This window comes from Pseudomonas sp. NBRC 111124, from assembly GCF_001320245.1.
In the GTDB taxonomy this organism is placed as follows: Bacteria; Pseudomonadota; Gammaproteobacteria; order Pseudomonadales; family Pseudomonadaceae; genus Aquipseudomonas.
Genome location: NZ_BCBA01000053.1, coordinates 25121 through 40798 on the forward strand (window position 1 = coordinate 25121; position 15678 = coordinate 40798).

The following is a 15678-nucleotide window of genomic DNA, read 5'->3' on the forward strand; positions in this document are numbered from 1 at the left end:
AATCGATGCCATTGGCGCTGGAGAAATGATGAACGAGTTACAAGGATGTGTAGATTTCTCCGGTCTGGAGTGCCGGCCTGTCGGCCCTTGCGACTTGGAGATGATCTGCTCGCATCGCCAGCAAATGTTTCTCGAGGCAGGCGGTGACCCTGAAAAACTGCAGGTCATGACTCAGCACTTTCGCCCATGGCTGGAAGAACGGCTCGCTGATGGTCGGTATTACGGCTTTAAACTCCTCGATGGCGACCAGCCGGTCGCAGCCATTGGCCTGATGAGCATTGATTGGCCTCCCCACCCTTCGCACCCAACCCTGGACAAGCGTGGGTACGTGTTGAATGTGTACGTCCAGCCCGCCTACCGTCGCCGAGGTCTGGCCTCGGCATTGATGCAAGCGGCTGACGCCGAATTCGCGCGTCGAGGCATCACCTTCGCGGTCCTGCACGCGACAGAAACAGGCAGACCGGTCTATGAGCAAAGCGGTTGGGCTGCAACGGCGGAAATGGCCAAGCCCATTGCTTTGCAGTGATCATTTTCGAGCCTTTGCGGACGCCCCCATGAGCGAGATTGAAATACTGTCCTTGTCTCCAGACGGGCGCTACAAAGTCCAGGCAACCCCATGGGAAGCAGGCAACACGCACTGGCTATTCCCGCCGCAAATCATCGATACCCAGAACGCAAGCGTGGTGTTTGCCTTCGAGGATCGTCTGTGGTCAGCAGACCGCACCACTTGGTCAAGCCCGACCCGGGTTGAACTCAAGCTGCGCAAATACCCCGGCCATTGCGCACCTCAGGGGCTCACGGTGATCATTGAGTGTGCGTTGCGTATCGCTGAGTATGGCGCTGGCACGCACATCGAATTGGCCCGCCTGGAAAGCGCCCTTGAGGGGATGCTCGACCTGCTCGGCTGACGCCGATAGGGTATGTCACGTGGGTTGTTTGCTCGCCAAGACCCTTAGCGATCTGCAGTCAGCGGTTAAAAAGATAGTCCATGTTGCACACACACCTGTGATCGTCCTCACATTTTGTTACGTGCTTTTCAGCATGCGGCATTCTGTCGTGGGGAGATAAAAAACGACTTTAACAACATAGCCTTAGCATTACGGCAAAAAATATAGCGATAAAGCTATATCATTTCAGCAGATAAAAGCTCTATTGCCTAATAGAAAATGCCGCCTAAAGTTCATAGCTCACTGCAATCAAATACCAAATTCAATAGATTCCGTCATGTCGTGAAATGAGATTACAGCTTAATCAGCCAGCACAGGAATAACGTCTAGCCTGCGAATTCAATGGTCGTCAATTGCTGGAAGTTGCCGGTATCGGTACAGCGCGTCAATCAAAAGGAGCTTGTAATGAAATTGATCGCTAAATCGTCTCACCGAAACGCTCGGTGCAATTCTTCCGGAATATGGAAACTGAGTTCCTCCTTCCTTCTTGCGACAGCGGTCGCCTTCGGCTCCAGTGCATGGGCGGCGGAACAGGCCAAGCCGGCGACCGATGCAACTAAAGCTGCGAATGACACGCTACTGAAAGCGCTGCCTTTTAACGACAAAACCTCATTCGAACTAGCCCACAAAGGGTTCATCGCCCCTCTGCCTTCGGAACCTATCAAAGGGCCGAACGGCAACATGATCTGGGACCCCAGCAAGTACGGTTTCATCAAGGAAGGCACCGAAGCTCCCGCCACTACCAACCCCAGCCTGTGGCGCCAATCACAACTGATCAATATATCCGGCCTATTCGAGGTCACTGATGGCATTTACCAAGTGCGTAATTACGACCTGTCGAACATGACCATCGTTGAGGGTAAAGAAGGAATCACCGTTTTCGACCCGCTGATTTCCAGCGAAACGGCCAAGGCGGCATTGGAACTGTATTTCAAGCACCGGCCGAAAAAGCCCGTGGTTGCCGTCATTTATACCCATAGCCATGTCGACCACTACGGCGGCGTTCGAGGCGTCGTCGACGAAGCCGACGTCAAGGCCGGCAAGGTGAAGATCTACGCCCCCAAAGGCTTCCTTGAGCATGCTGTCGCGGAGAACGTCATGGCCGGTACTGCCATGAGCCGCCGTGCCAGCTACATGTACGGCAACCTGTTGCCGCCGAACGAGACCGGCCAACTGGGTGCAGGGCTCGGCACGACCACATCGGCTGGTACCGTAACCTTGATCCCGCCGACCGACATCATTGAGAAGACCGGCGAGAAACACGTGATCGACGGCCTGACTTATGAGTTCCTGTATGCACCCGGCAGTGAAGCGCCGGCAGAAATGCTTTACTACATTCACGAGAAAAAGGCGCTGAACACCGCTGAAGACTCGACTCACACCATGCACAACACTTATTCGCTGCGCGGTGCGAAGATCCGCGAGCCGCTGCCATGGTCGAAATACCTCAATGAAGCACTGAAGATGTGGGGTGACGACGTCCAGGTCATGTACGCCATGCACCACTGGCCGGTCTGGGGCAACAAGGAAGTCCGCGATCAGCTGTCGTCGCAGCGTGACATGTACCGCTACATCAACGACGAAACCCTGCGCCTGGCGAACAAGGGTTACACCATGACCGAAATTGCCGAGCAGGTGCAGCTGCCCAAGGGCATCGCCGATCGTTTCTCGAACCGCGGCTACTACGGTTCGCTGAACCACAACGTCAAAGCCACCTACGTGCTTTACCTGGGCTGGTTCATCGGCAACCCCGCTACCTTGTGGCAACTGCCGCCGGAAGAACAGGCCAAGCGCTACGTCGACATGATGGGCGGCTCCGAAGCGATCCTGAAAAAAGCCAAGGAGTACTACGACAAGGGTGACTTCCGCTGGGTCGCCGAGGTGGTCAACCATGTGGTGTTCGCCGAGCCAAGCAACCAGGCGGCGAAGAACATGCAGGCCGACGCGCTGGAGCAACTCGGCTACCAGGCTGAAAGCGGCCCATGGCGCAACTTCTATCTGACCGGTGCCAAAGAGCTGCGTGAAGGCGTCCAGAAGCTTCCGACGCCCGATACGGCAAGCCCGGATACCGTCAAGGCGATGGACCTGGACTTGTTCTTCGACTACCTGGGCATGCGCCTGAAGGGGCCGGAAGTGGCTGACAAGCACATCACCATCAACCTCGACTTCACCGACCTCAAGCAGCAGTACACGCTGGAAATGGTCAACGGTGTGCTCAACCACACCGAAGGCCTGCAGGCCAAGAACGCCGATGCCAAGCTGACCCTGACCCGTGACACCTTGAACAAACTGATGCTCAAAGAAACCACGCTCAAGGACGCGGTCAGTGCCGGTTCGATCAAGGTCGACGGCGCGGAAGGCAAGCTGGAAGAGTTGATGAGCTACATGGACAACTTCGACTTCTGGTTCCCGATCGTAACTCCCTGAATGCTCCTTGGCCGCGATTAGGCGTCGGGCGGGGCATCGACTTTGTCGGTGTCCTGCCACCTTTTTCTCGCAGGCACGTTACCTCGTCATTCAAAGGAGAGCGATATGAATACATACCAGCGCTCTGTCCATCGCTGGTCACTCCCGGCAACGGCTTGCTCGCTGTTGCTGGCCAGTTCTCAGGTAACAGCCGGCGGCATTTTCATCTACGAAGCCGGCCAGGAAGGAAACGGCCTGGCGAACGCAGGCTCTGCGGCATTGGCCAAAGACCCCAGCGTATTGATGAGCAACCCCGCAGGCCTTACCCAGCTCAAAGGCACACAGATCAGTGCGAACGCACAGGTCATTCTTGGCGATATCAAGTTCTCACGGGAGGCCAACAATCAGTTTGACGGGAATGAAGGCGGCAACGCGCTGCAATACTTGCCCGGTGCCAGCCTGTTCATCAGCCATCAAATCGACGACCGCTCGGCGATCGGCTTTGGCATGTACGGCAACTTCGGGCTGGCCCTGGACTATGACGATGATTGGGCCGGCCGCTACTTCACGCAAGAAGCGGCGATCATCGGTGTGTCCTTCCAGCCAACGCTGGCTTACAAGTTCACCGATGAGCTGTCGGTCGGCATCGGACCGCGCATCATGCTGGGCTACTACCGCACCGAGATGGCGATCAACAACAACCTGCTCGGCTTGCGCGATCGCCCGGACGGGCAGCTGGAATACAAGGACACGGACGTGGGTACCGGCGTCAACCTCGGCCTCCTCTACCACCTTTTGCCAAGCACCGCAGTCGGCCTTGCCTACACCAGCAAGGTCAAGCTGGAGTTCAAAGACAGCCCGCACGTTCGCAATATCACCAACCCCATCCTCAACGCAGGGCTCAATCGCCTCGATGTCGATTCGCTGGAGCTGGACCTGAATGTGCCACAAACGGTAACGGCGAGCATTGCCCACGACCTGAACGAACAGTGGAAACTGCTTGGCAGCCTGGCTTGGCAGGACTGGAGTGACTTCGGCGATATCGGGGTTGACGTCGATGCCAATGGTGGCGGGGTCAGCCGCACGGTGGATCGTAAATACAAAGACACCTGGCATGCGTCGGTGGGTGCGATGTATCAAGCGACGCGGCAAGTTCGCTGGAGTGTCGGAGTGGGTTATGACAGTTCCGCAGTCGATGACAAAGACCGGACCGTAGACAACCCCATGAGTGAAACCTGGCGCCTGGCCACCGGCGTGAACTACCAGGTCGAGGAAGGCCTGGACGTCCATCTGGCCTACACCCTGGTCTGGCTGGGCAACATGGACGTCGATCAGACCAAGTCACGCTCGGGCAATACGTTATCGGGCACATACAAGAACAGCGCCCTGCATATCGTGGGCGGCGGTGCGACCTGGCGGTTCTGAAGATTTGCGAATGACAGGATTTATAATCAAAGAGGGAGAACATATGAAACTGAAGTCGATCGCTGCAACCGTATGCCTGTCATCATTGCTGCTCGGTGGCTGCGCCAACAAGTATGTGGAGCCTGAGCAATATTCCGGCTTTTTGAAAGACTACAGCGTCTTGAAGGAAGAGAAATCGCCGAGCGGTGCAGCGGTCATGCGCTGGATCAAGCCCGGCACCAATGCCAGCACCTATAGCAGTGTCTTCATAGAACCGAGCCAGTTCTATCCGAAACCACAACCGACTGAAAAGGTCCCGCAGAACACCTTGACGGGCATTACCCAGTACTACGATCAGGCGTTGAAAAACGAATTTTCCAAAGTGCTGCCCCTGGCCACCAGTCCTGGCCCGAATGTACTGATCGTCCGTCCGGCCATTACCGCGGTCAGTGCGTCCACCAAAGGGCTACGTCCGTACGAGGTGATCCCGATTGCACTGATCGCTGCCGGCATCAGCACTGCCACTGGTATCCGCGACCAGGACACCAGCGTTGCCACTGAAGCCGCCTTCATTGACGGCAACTCGAACCAGGTCGTGGCTGAGGTGGTGCGCAAGGGTGCGGGCACCGACCTGGAAAACGCCTCCCAGGTCATGCAGGCGAAGGACGCCAAGGCAGTACTGGATGGATGGGCGCGAGACATGGTCAAGTCGTTCCAGTCGCTGAAGAAATAGCGGGACGGGCTCACTGCCAGGGATTGGCGGTGGGCCTGTCCACTTGGCACTCAAGCTCTAAAGAGGCCTACCGTCCACTATCATAAGGAGTTCGGTGAGCCTTTTATCAGCGAATTAGGCCAGGTGCGTTAAGTCAGCTTGCCGAAGACCGCTTTGGATCGAAAGCGGTCCGGCACGAATGGCAGCAGAGCCCATTTTAGACAGTTAAATGCATGCGGCCTTTTCGTGCCCACTTAGGCTGGCGTTTACTTCGATAACCTCGACAAACCCCTCGGATCTGCAAGGTGGCTCGAAGGCAGCCGCCACCGCCTCGATACTCGACCTCGGCACTTGATGATCGACCCGGCGCAAGGCATTACGTGTCAGCGCCTGCTCGAGCGTGGCCTGAACCCACACTGCCGTGACCGGTACACCATGACGCGCAGCCAACGTCAGGATTGGCGCACGGTGCACGCGCCGTGGCAGTGCTGCATCGAAATACAGACAACTGTGGTCGTTGTTAGCGGCACGATGCTGCTCGATCCAGTAGCTTTTCCCAGCCCCTTGCACGCCCACCACCAGCTGCAATCGCGCGTTTGGCCCCGCGTGCGCCAGTGCACGCTCCAGAGCCAGCAGCACGAGCCGCCAGGCTTCGGCGTTGCGCGGCTGGCTGAACACGCGCCCGCCAAGCGTTTCAAGGTAGTCGTCAGGATTGAACACGCACGTATCAGCTGCAGGAGCCGCCGACCAACGATAGCCCACTAACAGCCGTGATTGCCCCGCCAGCTCGATAGGCTGCACGGCTACCTCCCGGCCAACGCAGCACGGATAGAAATGCCGATGCGGGTTATCCGCCAGCACCCAGGCGAACAGACCTTGCCGGCCCGGCGTTTGCAACTGCATCGCCACGGCCAGCAGCAGTTGCCGCCCGATGCCCTGACCTTGCCAGCCCGGCAGCAGATACAAGCCATAGAGTTCGTTGGCCTCATCGGACGCTGGGTCTCGATTCGGCCCGCCCGACGAAAAGCCGACGATCTCTCCCGCTACCTTGGCCACGTGGTACACCACGCCCCTGCCGCCGAACAGGGCCTGGTGCCGTTGTTGCTGAGCCTCGATGGTCAACCCGGCGAGAAAAGCCTCCGGCAGGATGCCCTTGAACGTTGCCTGCCAGGCCTCTACCGTCACTTCCGCGATACCGGCGAGGTCTTCCGGGGCTGCCAGGGTGATGAGCACGTCCATGTCCAATCTCCTAGGTCTCGCTAGGGTGAGCCTCAGGCATTTGCCAAAAGCCGTGGCGCCGCTAGTTCATCACCAGCAAACAGACCTTGCCAATCAAGACAAGCACGGCCAGCACCAGCATCGTGATGCTGAACCATGGCTTTGCGGGCGGCGTGCCGTCTGGAAACTCGTCCTCACGGGTGGGTGGCAGCTGGCCGATGCGCTGCAGGCGCATTTCCACCAGGCGCCGACGCATGCCGCGATGGCGCTCGCTGTTCAACACCAGCAAGCCCACCAGGGAAATCACCAGGATGATCACCTGCGAGGTTCCGGCATGGCGGCTACCGAACAGACTGGCTGCCGTGAGTGCAGGCGCTATCAAGCTCGGCAGGATCAGCCATATGGCCCAGCGAAAACCGCGGATCATTGCAAACTGGCCCGCGCAGAGCAGCAAGACCATGGCAACACCCGTGCTAAGTGCGTAAATCGCACTGTCTGGCTGATGACGCAGGTAGCTGCTCTGCAGCAGGCCAATGCCCATCCCAGCTGCCACCATGCAGAGCAAGATGCCCAAGCCGAAGACTGGGCCATAGCGTGTCATGAACGCTTCGTGTTGATCGGGTGAGAGCCGTCCTGGGTACTGCATTGCAACGCTCCTTGTCAGTCTCAATCCTGTGGGCGCGAAAACGCTCTTAAGCAGCCTGCCGGCGCATGGTGAGAATCGCCGCTCCGAACCCAATGAACGTGGTCCCCACCACACGGCTCACCCAGCGCGACAGCGCCGGGCGGGTCAGCACACCTTTGGCCCGTGTGGCCAACGCGGCATAGAGGCTCAACGAGCTCAGCGACAACGCCACGAAGATCCCGGTCAGCGTCAGAAACTGCGGCAGCAGCGCCACGCCCTGGTCGATGAACTGCGGGAACAGTGCGGTGAAGAACATGGTCGCCTTGGGGTTGGTGACGGCAGTCAGGAAGGCCGCTTTGTACAACTTCATCGGGGTGGGTTTACTGACCTTCGCCGTTGCCTGGTCTACCAGCATCGGGCCTTTCTTGAGCAACTGCCGGGCACCGAGGTAGAACAGGTAACCGGCACCGATCAGCTTGACCGCGTTGAACAGCATTTCGGAACTGGCCAGCAAGGCCCCGAGCCCGAGCATGGCCGCCGCCGACAGGCAGAACAGCCCGGTGGCATTGCCCAGCGACGACCACAGGGTACTGCGCTGGCCATGGTTGAGGCTGTTGTTGATGGCCATCAACGTGGCAGGCCCTGGGCTTGCGACGGCGATGGCCGCGACCAGGGTAAAGGCGAGTAGCGAGTGGGTTTCCATGGGGCAGGCTCTAGAACGGTACGAAGGCCACATCTTACACAAGCGCAGCGGCTTCAGTCGCTGCCCAGGCGCTTGGCGTTCTTCTTGCTGATGGCCTTCATCCGCGTGGCCGCGCGCTGCACGGCGGCCATCTTCTCCGGGCGCTTCATGCCGCGCCACTTGCGGATTTCCTCACGGGTGCGGCCGCAGCTCACACACAGCTCGCTGTTGAGCTGGCAGAGCGAGACGCAGGGGTTTTCGATGTCTTTGGCCATGGCGGGCTCCAATCACGGCCGCGGATCATACCCTGTGGCAGCAGCCGGGCATACGGGTTTACCCGCGAAGAGGCCGGAGCAGGCAACCGGTCACTTGCGCCTGAGCACCGGCAAGCGCACCAGCGACCACCCCGCCTCGGACTCGGCCAACGCCAGGCGAATGCCGTCACGCGGCAAGGTGTTCAGCAAGGCTTGCGCCAGGTCACCGACCATCCAGTTCGCCGTATTCGAGGCAATCACCCGCCCGTCCGCCGAAACCAGCACCGCTTCATGCTCCAGGCGCATCAGGCTGCGCACCAGCAGGCGCTCGACGTTGTGCAGCGACAGGTCCAGCCCGGCCACCCCGATGAACCGGCCTTGCACCTCGATCGGCATGGTGAAGGTCAGCACGTACAGATTGGTGCCGTACAGGTCCACGTACGGCCCTTCGACCACGCTCTTGCCGGTCTTCATCGGCCGGCTGTACCAGGGCATCTCGGTGTAGTCGTAGTAGTTCTCGCGGCGCCGGTCGAAGTTCGGGCGCAACGGCAGGGTCTTGCCGCCGTCGGCCAGGTACCACCACTCAAGATGCATTTCGCGGTCGGCCAGGCCGTTGGGCTCGACGATAACGCCACCGCCACAGCCAAAGGCACCGGTAGTCAGCAGCTGCTGGTCAATGGCCGGGCGCAGGGTCGCCAGGTCCTTGGCACTCGGCTGGCGGCCTTCGGCCAATACCCGCTCCCATAACGCTCGGGTCTCTTCCACCAACTGGCGGACCTGGCCAAAGATGGTTCCCAGGGTCTGGTCCAGCTGCTGGGCACAGGCTGACAGCGGGTCGTTGTCGCTCAGGGCAAACATGGCATTACCTCACGCAGGTACAGCTTTGTTGTTATGGATGGCTCAATCCTGCCCGTCGGCCAGCAGCTCCAGACGCAGGCTGATCAGACGCTTGATGCCACGGCTGACATGGGCCTCGGCCAACGCGCCGGCCAGCACCGCATCGCCGGCCATCAATGCCTCCAGAATTGCCCGGTGCTCGTGCTCGACCACTGTCACGTCACCGCCGCCGGCAGCCTCCATCCACAGCAGTTCGCCGACTTCCGACTGCAGGCGCATCTCTGCGCTGGTCAGGCGCAGCGACTGGGCAGCGGCGGCCACTTCAATATGAAAACGCGCATCGGCGCGGTGCCGGGCCAGGCGCGAACTGGCCTGGCTGAGGGTTTCGATATGCTGGGCGATACGTGCCTGCTGCTCGGGCGAGCTGCGCTTGGCGGCCAGGCGCGCGGCAGTACCGGAAATCGCGGTTTGTTCATCACCCAGGTCACGCAGGTCGGGGCCGCTCATGTCGCGCAGGCGTTGCAACAGCAGCGCTTCGGGCAGCTCCACCGGAGCGCAGACGAAGCTGCCGCCGTTGCGCCCTCGGCGGGTCTCGATCAAGCCCCGCTGGCGCAGCACCACCAGCGCTTCACGCAAGGTCACCGTGGCCACACCCAATTGCAGGGCCAGCTCCGACTCACTGGGCAATTGCTGCCCTTCGGCGAACATTCCCAGCTCGATCGCCTCCACCAGGCGGCGCGCCACTTCATCGGTTCGCCCTTCCTGGCGCAACCGAATGAAGGCGGTGTTACGAGCACTATTCAGGGCAGTCATTGCCTCTCCCTATCGAGCATTGCCAGGCTTGGCGCGGGCCCCGGCTAAAAGGTTCAGTTTCGCATCTTATAGCGAACGGGCCAGCGCCCGATACCGATTGGCCGGCCATTCTACCGCCTGGAAGCGGCTTTTCGCAGTGGTTGGCAAACTAAAAATATTAAGATATGGTTTCATAGGTTTAGATTTCTACCAATAAGACCGACCAAGGAATCCGCCATGCAAACCAAACTCCTGATCAACGGCCAGTTGGTCGACGGGCAAGGCAGCCCGTACGCCGTGTACAACCCGTCCGAAGGCACGGTGCTGGTGAATATCACCGAAGCCAGCGCTGCCCAGGTGGATGCCGCGGTACAGGCTGCCGACCAGGCCTTCGCCGGCTGGTCGCAGACCCCGCCCAGGGATCGCGCCCAGTTGCTGCTCAAGCTGGCCGACCGCATCGAAGCCGAAGCCGCCACCCTCGCCCGCCTGGAGTCGCAGAACTGCGGCAAGCCTTACCAGGCCGCGCTGAATGATGAGATCCCGGCCATCGCCGACGTGTTCCGCTTCTTTGCCGGTGCCAGCCGCTGCCTGTCGGGCTCGGCCGGTGGCGAGTACCTGCCGGGCCACACCTCGATGATCCGCCGTGACCCGCTGGGTGTGGTGGCCTCCATCGCGCCGTGGAACTACCCGCTGATGATGGTCGCCTGGAAGCTCGCCCCGGCGCTGGCCGCCGGCAACTGCGTGGTGCTCAAGCCCTCCGAGCAAACCCCGCTGACCGCCCTGGCGCTGGGCCAGATCATGGCCGAGCTGTTCCCGGCCGGCGTGGTCAACATCCTGTTCGGTCGTGGCCCGAGCGTCGGCGAGCCGTTGGTTAACCACCCCAAGGTGCGCCTGGTGTCGCTGACAGGTTCGGTGGCCACCGGCGCACGGATCATCGCCAGTACCGCCAGCAGCGTGAAGCGCACCCACATGGAACTGGGCGGCAAGGCGCCGGTACTGATCTTCGACGACGCCGACATCGATGCCGCCGTCGAGGGTATCCGCGCGTTTGGCTTCTACAACGCCGGCCAGGACTGCACCGCAGCCTGCCGCCTGTATGTCCAGCAAGGCGTCTACGAGCAGTTCGTCAGCAAGCTGGGCGCGGCCGTGGCCAGCCTGCGCATGGGCCTGCAGGACGACCCGCAGACCGAACTCGGTCCGCTGATCACCCGCGAGCACCTGGAGCGTGTGGAAGGTTTCGTCGAGCGCGCCAAGGCCCAGCCGCATATCCGCCTGGTGACCGGCGGCCAACGGGGCGCAGGCGACGGCTTCTTCTTCGAGCCGACCGTGCTGGCCGATGCTCGCCAGGAGGATGAGATCGTCCAGCGAGAAGTGTTCGGCCCGGTGGTCAGCATTACCCCGTTCACCGACGAAGCCCAGGCCCTGGCCTTCGCCAATGACTCCGACTACGGCCTCGCCTCGTCGGTGTGGACCCGCGACGTCGGCCGCGCCAACCGCCTGGCTGCGCGCTTGCAATACGGCTGCACCTGGGTCAACACGCACTTCATGCTGGTCAGCGAAATGCCCCATGGCGGCATGAAGCAGTCGGGCTATGGCAAGGACATGTCCATGTACGGCCTGGAAGACTACACCTGCGTGCGCCACGTGATGTTCAAGCACTGATTGTCGAATTTGGTCATAAAACATATAAAACCATAGGCAATATGGCATGGGTTCTGCTTTTACCCGTGCCTAAGCCTGGAAACAGCCGTCAACGTTACCTTCCGGCACACGCCGGAGGTTCGGGCTTACGAGGTGTGTCACCATGCTTATCACCGGCATCAAAAGCCGTCCGGTCTATGACCAGCTACGGCCCATGACAGGTGGCCTGCGCCACCTGATCGCGGGCCAGGGCAGCGGCGGCGCGGCCATGCTGCGCCTGATCGCAGACATGTCCCCCGCGCAGCGCGCGCACAGCACCCTGCTCTACTCCACCGAGTCGTTCTCCGGGCACGACCACCTGCAGGCCTTGCAAGCCGCAGAAGCGGCCGGGCTGGAGGTGTTCCCCAGCAACCAGGCACTGATCGGGGCCCTGCGCGAACGGCTGGGCCAGGCCCACATGGGCACGCGCCTGTACCTCAGTGGCTCGGAAAGCTTCATCGGCACCGCCATGCAGGCCGCCAATGCGGTCGACCTGAACCGCGACGAAGTGCTGCGCGAACACAGCGGCACGTTGGTCCGCCGTGTGTGGTGCGCGCACTGCGACACCTACACCGAAAACGTCACCCAGCGTGTGTTCAGCTGCCCCGGTTGCCAGCTCGACCTGGTGGTGCGCGACCACTATTCCCGCCGCCTGGCCGCCTTCCAGGGCATCAAGGCCGATGGCGAAGTGCCGGGCGAACTGCCCGCAGCCGAGGAGCTCGACACATGAATACCCATAACGGCACCCTCAGCGTGCGCGTCGCCCGCATCGAAGCGCTCACCCCGGAAATCACTCGCTTCACCCTGGTCGACCCGGCCGGTAAGCACCTGCCGGCGTTTTCCGGCGGCAGCCACGTGGTGGTGGTGGTCGAAGACGGCGACAAGACTCACCGCAACGCCTACTCGCTGATGAGTTCCCCCTACGACTCCAGCGCCTACCAGATCGCCGTACGCCGGGTCAGCGACGGCCGGGGCGGCTCGCGCTACCTGCATGACCGGGTCGCTGAAGGCGACCTGCTGCAGATCCTGCAGCCCGCCAACCTGTTCCCGCTGGCCAAGCATGCCCGCCAGCACGTGTTCATTGCCGGCGGCGTGGGCATTACCCCGGTCTATTCGCAACTGGAAGAACTGCAACTCAAGCAAGCTACCTTCGAACTGCACCTGGCCGTGCGCGGCCCCGAGCACACCGCCCTGGGCCTGGAGCTGCAGGCTCGCTACGGCGAGCGCGTGCACCTCTACGTGCAAGGCGTCGAGGCGCGCCTGGACATACGCCACATCCTCGAAGGCCGCCCGCTGGGCAGCCACGTGTATGTGTGCGGCCCGGACAGCATGATCGACGACACCCTCGACAGCGCCCACGCCCTGGGCTGGACCGACAGCCACATCCACTACGAGCGCTTCGTCGAGCAAGGTTCCAGCGGCCAGCCGTTCAGCGTCACCCTGGCCCGCCAGGGCGTGACCATCGAAGTACCGGCCGAACAGTCGCTGCTCGAGGCCGCCGAACAGGCCGGCTACAAGGTGCCCTACCTGTGCCGCGGCGGCGCCTGTGGTTACTGCGAGACCGAAGTACTGGACCTCGATGGCGAACTCGACCATCGCGACGACTGGCTCAGCGAGGAAGACAAGCTGAGCAAGCGCAAATTCATGCCCTGCGTATCCCGCGCCAACTGCAGCCGCCTGGTCGTAGACCTCTGAGACAGGAAAACAACAACATGACCGTATTCAAGCCAATCGAGACCTACGCCGACGCAGGCCAGGGCCACACCTACAAAAACAGCCGCGAAGCCGTGCTGCGTCTGCCCTTCCCTTACCCGGAAGACCAGTACATGTACTCGATGAACGTCGAGCCGCACGTACCCTTCGGCACGGGTGCGCTGCGCGGGCAATTCGACATCGACGAGCATTACATCTCCGAATGCCACCACCGCGCGCACACCCTCGACAGCCAGCCGGGCGTGCATTACGCCGCCCTGCCGCACATGATGGAAGCCCAGTGGGACCTGCTGGAGCTGCTGATGGAGTCGTATTCGCGCGACTACCCCGAGCACTTCACCCTGGAAAAGAAAGGCAGCCAGTGGCACTGGATCAACCGCCCACTGCAGATCGACCAGACCTTCACCTTCGGAGACGCCAGCACCCTGCCGATGGAGCCGATGGAGTACATCACCCGCCAGGCCCAGGGCGAGTTCATTCTCCTCGAAGAGCGTGACGACACCTTGGTGATGGGTGCCGGCATGGCCACCCAGCGCGCTGACTACTCGCTGCGTTTCAATCTCGGCATGAGCTTCATGGAGTTCCATGGCCCGGTACCCAAGCTGCATGAAATGGGCATCCTGCAGCGCGCACTGAAGTTCCTCCTGCGCCTGCGCCCTGGCCACCCGGTGCGCCGCACCAACTGGTCGATCACCGTCGACCCACGCCTGGAGACCTCCGCCGAAACGCTGCCTGACTGGGCCCCGGAGCGCACCTCCGTGACCGCCGAAAACGCCGGCGAACGGGTCAACCTGCGCATCGAGCTGCAACCGCTGCACCGCCTGCCACGCAGCAACGCCGTGCTGTTCCCGGTGCGCACCTACCTGGTCAGCCTGCAAGAGCTGGCCGAGTTCGCGCCACAATGGGCCAAGCGCATGCACCGGGTGATCCGTGACCTGGACCAGGAGCTGGTCGACTACAAGGGCTTCACCCGCTACCGCGACGCCATGGTCAGCTGGCTGTCGCAGTACGACGACGGCACGCCGGTCGACGAAAGCCAGCAATAACACTACCCTGCGCGCGCCGGCCACCGGCGCGCGTCTACCCAACGCTGTGCATGCCACTCAGGGGTCACCCCAATGAAAACAATAAAACACTGCTTGCCCGAGAGCTGGAGCCTGGTGTTCTCCGCTGCTGCGTCTGCGTACGGCGTCGGCCTGCTTGGGCTGTGGGCCTTGCCGTTCCTGATCAGCGCCATCATTCACGATTTGCAACTCAACGAAGCCCAGGCCGGGTTGTTGATGTCGGCCGAGTTCGGCTTCACCATGCTCGCCTCGCTGCTGGTCGCCCCGTTCATGGGCCGTGCACCCCGGCGCACCCTGGCGATTGCCGGCACCCTGCTGGCGATCGCCGCCAACCTGCTCAGCGCCAATGTCGACGGCCTCTATGCACTTGCGGCAGTACGCTGTGTTGCGGGTATTGGCGCCGGCCTGGCGCTGGCCTGTGGCAACGCCGCCGTGTCCAGCGCCAAGCACCCGGACCGGGTTGCCGGGCACATGAACGTGTTGTCGGTGGTGCTGATGATCGTGGTGATGCTGGGTTATGCCAACGTCATGGCCAGCCATGGTTTGCACGGTTTGTATTACGCGATGGCGGCGACCATGGCGGTGATGCTGCTGGCCATCCCGGCGATGGCGCAACGCGCACCGATTGCCGAACCTTCACTCCAGGCGCCAGCCGGCAAGCCAGGGGCAGGCAATATCCTGCTGAGCCTGCCGGCCATCTGCATGATGCTGGCGATGTTCGTGTTCCAGGCCCGCGACACCATGGGCTGGGCCTTCGTCGAGCGGATCGGCACGTTGGTCGGCTACAGCGGCGATGAACTGGGCGTGCTGCTGTCGTTCCAGTCCATCATCGGCCTGATAGGCCCCTTGATCGCCGCCATGGTCGGCAAGCGCTTCGGCATGAGCACGCCGGTGATCCTGGCGATTCTGCTGACCGGCGCAACCAGCCTCAGCTATGTGCTGGGCGAGCATTCCAAGACCCTGTATACCGCCGGGGTAATGACCATCTGCATCACCTACTTCTACGCCCTCAGTTACCTCACCGGCCTGGCCGCAGCGCTGGACCGCGAAGGCCGCGTGGTGGCTGCCGCCGGCAGCTTCCTCAGCCTCGGGCTAGCAGTGGGCCCGGCGATTTCCGGCGGCCTGATTTCGCTGGGTGGCTTCAGCCTCGCGGCTTGGGGCATCGGCGTGACGGTGGTGCTGACCTTGCTGCTGGTGGCGGTGCCGCTGGCCAGTGTTCGTCGTGAGCAGCCACACTTGCCGGTGGCTGCAATAGCCTGATTCACCTCCCGCATGGCATGGGCTACGTCCGTGCCATGCGGGGGACCGGCGGCGGCTGGCAGGGATAAGACAATTTTCACATCC

Annotated in this window: 16 protein-coding genes; 10 read left to right on the forward strand and 6 right to left on the reverse strand. The window is 61.6% G+C overall.

Annotated features, from left to right (window positions below):
• Nucleotides 1-28: 28 nt before the first annotated feature.
• The 5 genes from APH28_RS20125 to APH28_RS20145 all read left to right on the forward strand — a co-directional run bounded on the left by APH28_RS20125 (nucleotide 29) and on the right by APH28_RS20145 (nucleotide 5490).
• A complete protein-coding gene (locus tag APH28_RS20125) occupies nucleotides 29-526 on the forward strand; it encodes a GNAT family N-acetyltransferase (RefSeq protein WP_060512281.1) in 498 nt (165 codons plus the stop codon).
• 28 nt (nucleotides 527-554) lie between these two features.
• The gene (locus tag APH28_RS20130; RefSeq protein ID WP_060512282.1) at nucleotides 555-908 is read left to right on the forward strand and encodes a hypothetical protein; all 354 of its coding nucleotides are present in this window, start codon (nucleotides 555-557) and stop codon (nucleotides 906-908) included.
• Nucleotides 909-1628: 720 nt separating this feature from the next.
• Nucleotides 1629-3374, forward strand: a complete 1746-nt coding sequence (locus APH28_RS20135; protein ID WP_256250167.1) for an alkyl/aryl-sulfatase — start codon at nucleotides 1629-1631, stop codon at nucleotides 3372-3374.
• A 105-nt stretch (nucleotides 3375-3479) separates the two neighbouring features.
• The gene (locus APH28_RS20140) at nucleotides 3480-4778 is read left to right on the forward strand and encodes an OmpP1/FadL family transporter (RefSeq protein WP_060512283.1); all 1299 of its coding nucleotides are present in this window, start codon (nucleotides 3480-3482) and stop codon (nucleotides 4776-4778) included.
• A 43-nt stretch (nucleotides 4779-4821) separates the two neighbouring features.
• Nucleotides 4822-5490, forward strand: a complete 669-nt coding sequence (locus APH28_RS20145; RefSeq protein WP_060512284.1) for a DUF3313 domain-containing protein — start codon at nucleotides 4822-4824, stop codon at nucleotides 5488-5490.
• A 204-nt stretch (nucleotides 5491-5694) separates the two neighbouring features.
• Here the strand turns inward: APH28_RS20145 and APH28_RS28240 are convergent, their stop codons facing one another.
• The 6 genes from APH28_RS28240 to APH28_RS20175 form a co-directional block, all read right to left on the reverse strand.
• Nucleotides 5695-6708: a GNAT family N-acetyltransferase gene (locus APH28_RS28240; protein WP_082432352.1), complete on the reverse strand. Its 1014-nt coding sequence runs from the start codon at nucleotides 6706-6708 to the stop codon at nucleotides 5695-5697.
• Between the two features lie 61 nt (nucleotides 6709-6769).
• Nucleotides 6770-7288 (reverse strand): hypothetical protein, encoded by a 519-nt coding sequence (locus tag APH28_RS20155; RefSeq protein WP_156340929.1) that lies wholly within the window; start codon nucleotides 7286-7288, stop codon nucleotides 6770-6772.
• Between the two features lie 91 nt (nucleotides 7289-7379).
• Nucleotides 7380-8015 (reverse strand): LysE family translocator, encoded by a 636-nt coding sequence (locus APH28_RS20160; RefSeq protein ID WP_060512286.1) that lies wholly within the window; start codon nucleotides 8013-8015, stop codon nucleotides 7380-7382.
• Between the two features lie 53 nt (nucleotides 8016-8068).
• On the reverse strand, nucleotides 8069-8269 hold the full coding sequence (locus APH28_RS20165; protein WP_060512287.1) for a DUF1289 domain-containing protein: 201 nt from the start codon (nucleotides 8267-8269) through the stop codon (nucleotides 8069-8071).
• Nucleotides 8270-8359: 90 nt separating this feature from the next.
• Nucleotides 8360-9106, reverse strand: coding sequence for a cache domain-containing protein (locus APH28_RS20170; RefSeq protein ID WP_060512288.1), 747 nt, complete (start codon nucleotides 9104-9106; stop codon nucleotides 8360-8362).
• A gap of 42 nt (nucleotides 9107-9148) precedes the next feature.
• Nucleotides 9149-9898 carry a FadR/GntR family transcriptional regulator gene (locus APH28_RS20175; protein WP_060512289.1) on the reverse strand — a complete coding sequence of 250 codons (750 nt, stop codon included), beginning with the start codon at nucleotides 9896-9898 and terminating at the stop codon, nucleotides 9149-9151.
• A gap of 216 nt (nucleotides 9899-10114) precedes the next feature.
• Between APH28_RS20175 and APH28_RS20180 the strand changes: the two genes are divergently transcribed.
• The 5 genes from APH28_RS20180 (at nucleotide 10115) to APH28_RS20200 (ending at nucleotide 15594) form a co-directional block, all read left to right on the forward strand.
• On the forward strand, nucleotides 10115-11539 hold the full coding sequence (locus APH28_RS20180; protein WP_060512290.1) for a gamma-aminobutyraldehyde dehydrogenase: 1425 nt from the start codon (nucleotides 10115-10117) through the stop codon (nucleotides 11537-11539).
• Nucleotides 11540-11681: 142 nt separating this feature from the next.
• Entirely contained in the window at nucleotides 11682-12287 is a 606-nt protein-coding gene (locus APH28_RS20185; RefSeq protein WP_060512291.1) for a dimethylamine monooxygenase subunit DmmA family protein, read from the forward strand.
• The gene (locus APH28_RS20190) at nucleotides 12284-13252 is read left to right on the forward strand and encodes a PDR/VanB family oxidoreductase (RefSeq protein ID WP_060512292.1); all 969 of its coding nucleotides are present in this window, start codon (nucleotides 12284-12286) and stop codon (nucleotides 13250-13252) included. Before APH28_RS20185 ends, APH28_RS20190 begins: the two co-directional genes overlap by 4 nt.
• A 17-nt stretch (nucleotides 13253-13269) precedes the next feature.
• The gene (locus tag APH28_RS20195; RefSeq protein WP_060512293.1) at nucleotides 13270-14316 is read left to right on the forward strand and encodes a DUF3445 domain-containing protein; all 1047 of its coding nucleotides are present in this window, start codon (nucleotides 13270-13272) and stop codon (nucleotides 14314-14316) included.
• A 72-nt stretch (nucleotides 14317-14388) separates the two neighbouring features.
• The gene (locus tag APH28_RS20200) at nucleotides 14389-15594 is read left to right on the forward strand and encodes an MFS transporter (RefSeq protein ID WP_060512294.1); all 1206 of its coding nucleotides are present in this window, start codon (nucleotides 14389-14391) and stop codon (nucleotides 15592-15594) included.
• Nucleotides 15595-15678 lie beyond the last annotated feature (84 nt).

Excerpts from the sequence above, each read along its gene's own strand:
- APH28_RS20125 (WP_060512281.1), top strand. The coding sequence starts at position 29 with ATGAACGAGTTACAAGGATGTGTAGATTTCTCCGGTCTGGAGTGCCGG.
- APH28_RS20130 (WP_060512282.1), top strand. The coding sequence starts at position 555 with ATGAGCGAGATTGAAATACTGTCCTTGTCTCCAGACGGGCGCTACAAA.
- APH28_RS20135 (WP_256250167.1), top strand. The coding sequence starts at position 1,629 with ATGATCTGGGACCCCAGCAAGTACGGTTTCATCAAGGAAGGCACCGAA.
- APH28_RS20140 (WP_060512283.1), top strand. The coding sequence starts at position 3,480 with ATGAATACATACCAGCGCTCTGTCCATCGCTGGTCACTCCCGGCAACG.
- APH28_RS20145 (WP_060512284.1), top strand. The coding sequence starts at position 4,822 with ATGAAACTGAAGTCGATCGCTGCAACCGTATGCCTGTCATCATTGCTG.
- APH28_RS28240 (WP_082432352.1), bottom strand. The coding sequence starts at position 6,708 with ATGGACGTGCTCATCACCCTGGCAGCCCCGGAAGACCTCGCCGGTATC.
- APH28_RS20155 (WP_156340929.1), bottom strand. The coding sequence starts at position 7,288 with ATGACACGCTATGGCCCAGTCTTCGGCTTGGGCATCTTGCTCTGCATG.
- APH28_RS20160 (WP_060512286.1), bottom strand. The coding sequence starts at position 8,015 with ATGGAAACCCACTCGCTACTCGCCTTTACCCTGGTCGCGGCCATCGCC.
- APH28_RS20165 (WP_060512287.1), bottom strand. The coding sequence starts at position 8,269 with ATGGCCAAAGACATCGAAAACCCCTGCGTCTCGCTCTGCCAGCTCAAC.
- APH28_RS20170 (WP_060512288.1), bottom strand. The coding sequence starts at position 9,106 with ATGTTTGCCCTGAGCGACAACGACCCGCTGTCAGCCTGTGCCCAGCAG.
- APH28_RS20175 (WP_060512289.1), bottom strand. The coding sequence starts at position 9,898 with ATGACTGCCCTGAATAGTGCTCGTAACACCGCCTTCATTCGGTTGCGC.
- APH28_RS20180 (WP_060512290.1), top strand. The coding sequence starts at position 10,115 with ATGCAAACCAAACTCCTGATCAACGGCCAGTTGGTCGACGGGCAAGGC.
- APH28_RS20185 (WP_060512291.1), top strand. The coding sequence starts at position 11,682 with ATGCTTATCACCGGCATCAAAAGCCGTCCGGTCTATGACCAGCTACGG.
- APH28_RS20190 (WP_060512292.1), top strand. The coding sequence starts at position 12,284 with ATGAATACCCATAACGGCACCCTCAGCGTGCGCGTCGCCCGCATCGAA.
- APH28_RS20195 (WP_060512293.1), top strand. The coding sequence starts at position 13,270 with ATGACCGTATTCAAGCCAATCGAGACCTACGCCGACGCAGGCCAGGGC.
- APH28_RS20200 (WP_060512294.1), top strand. The coding sequence starts at position 14,389 with ATGAAAACAATAAAACACTGCTTGCCCGAGAGCTGGAGCCTGGTGTTC.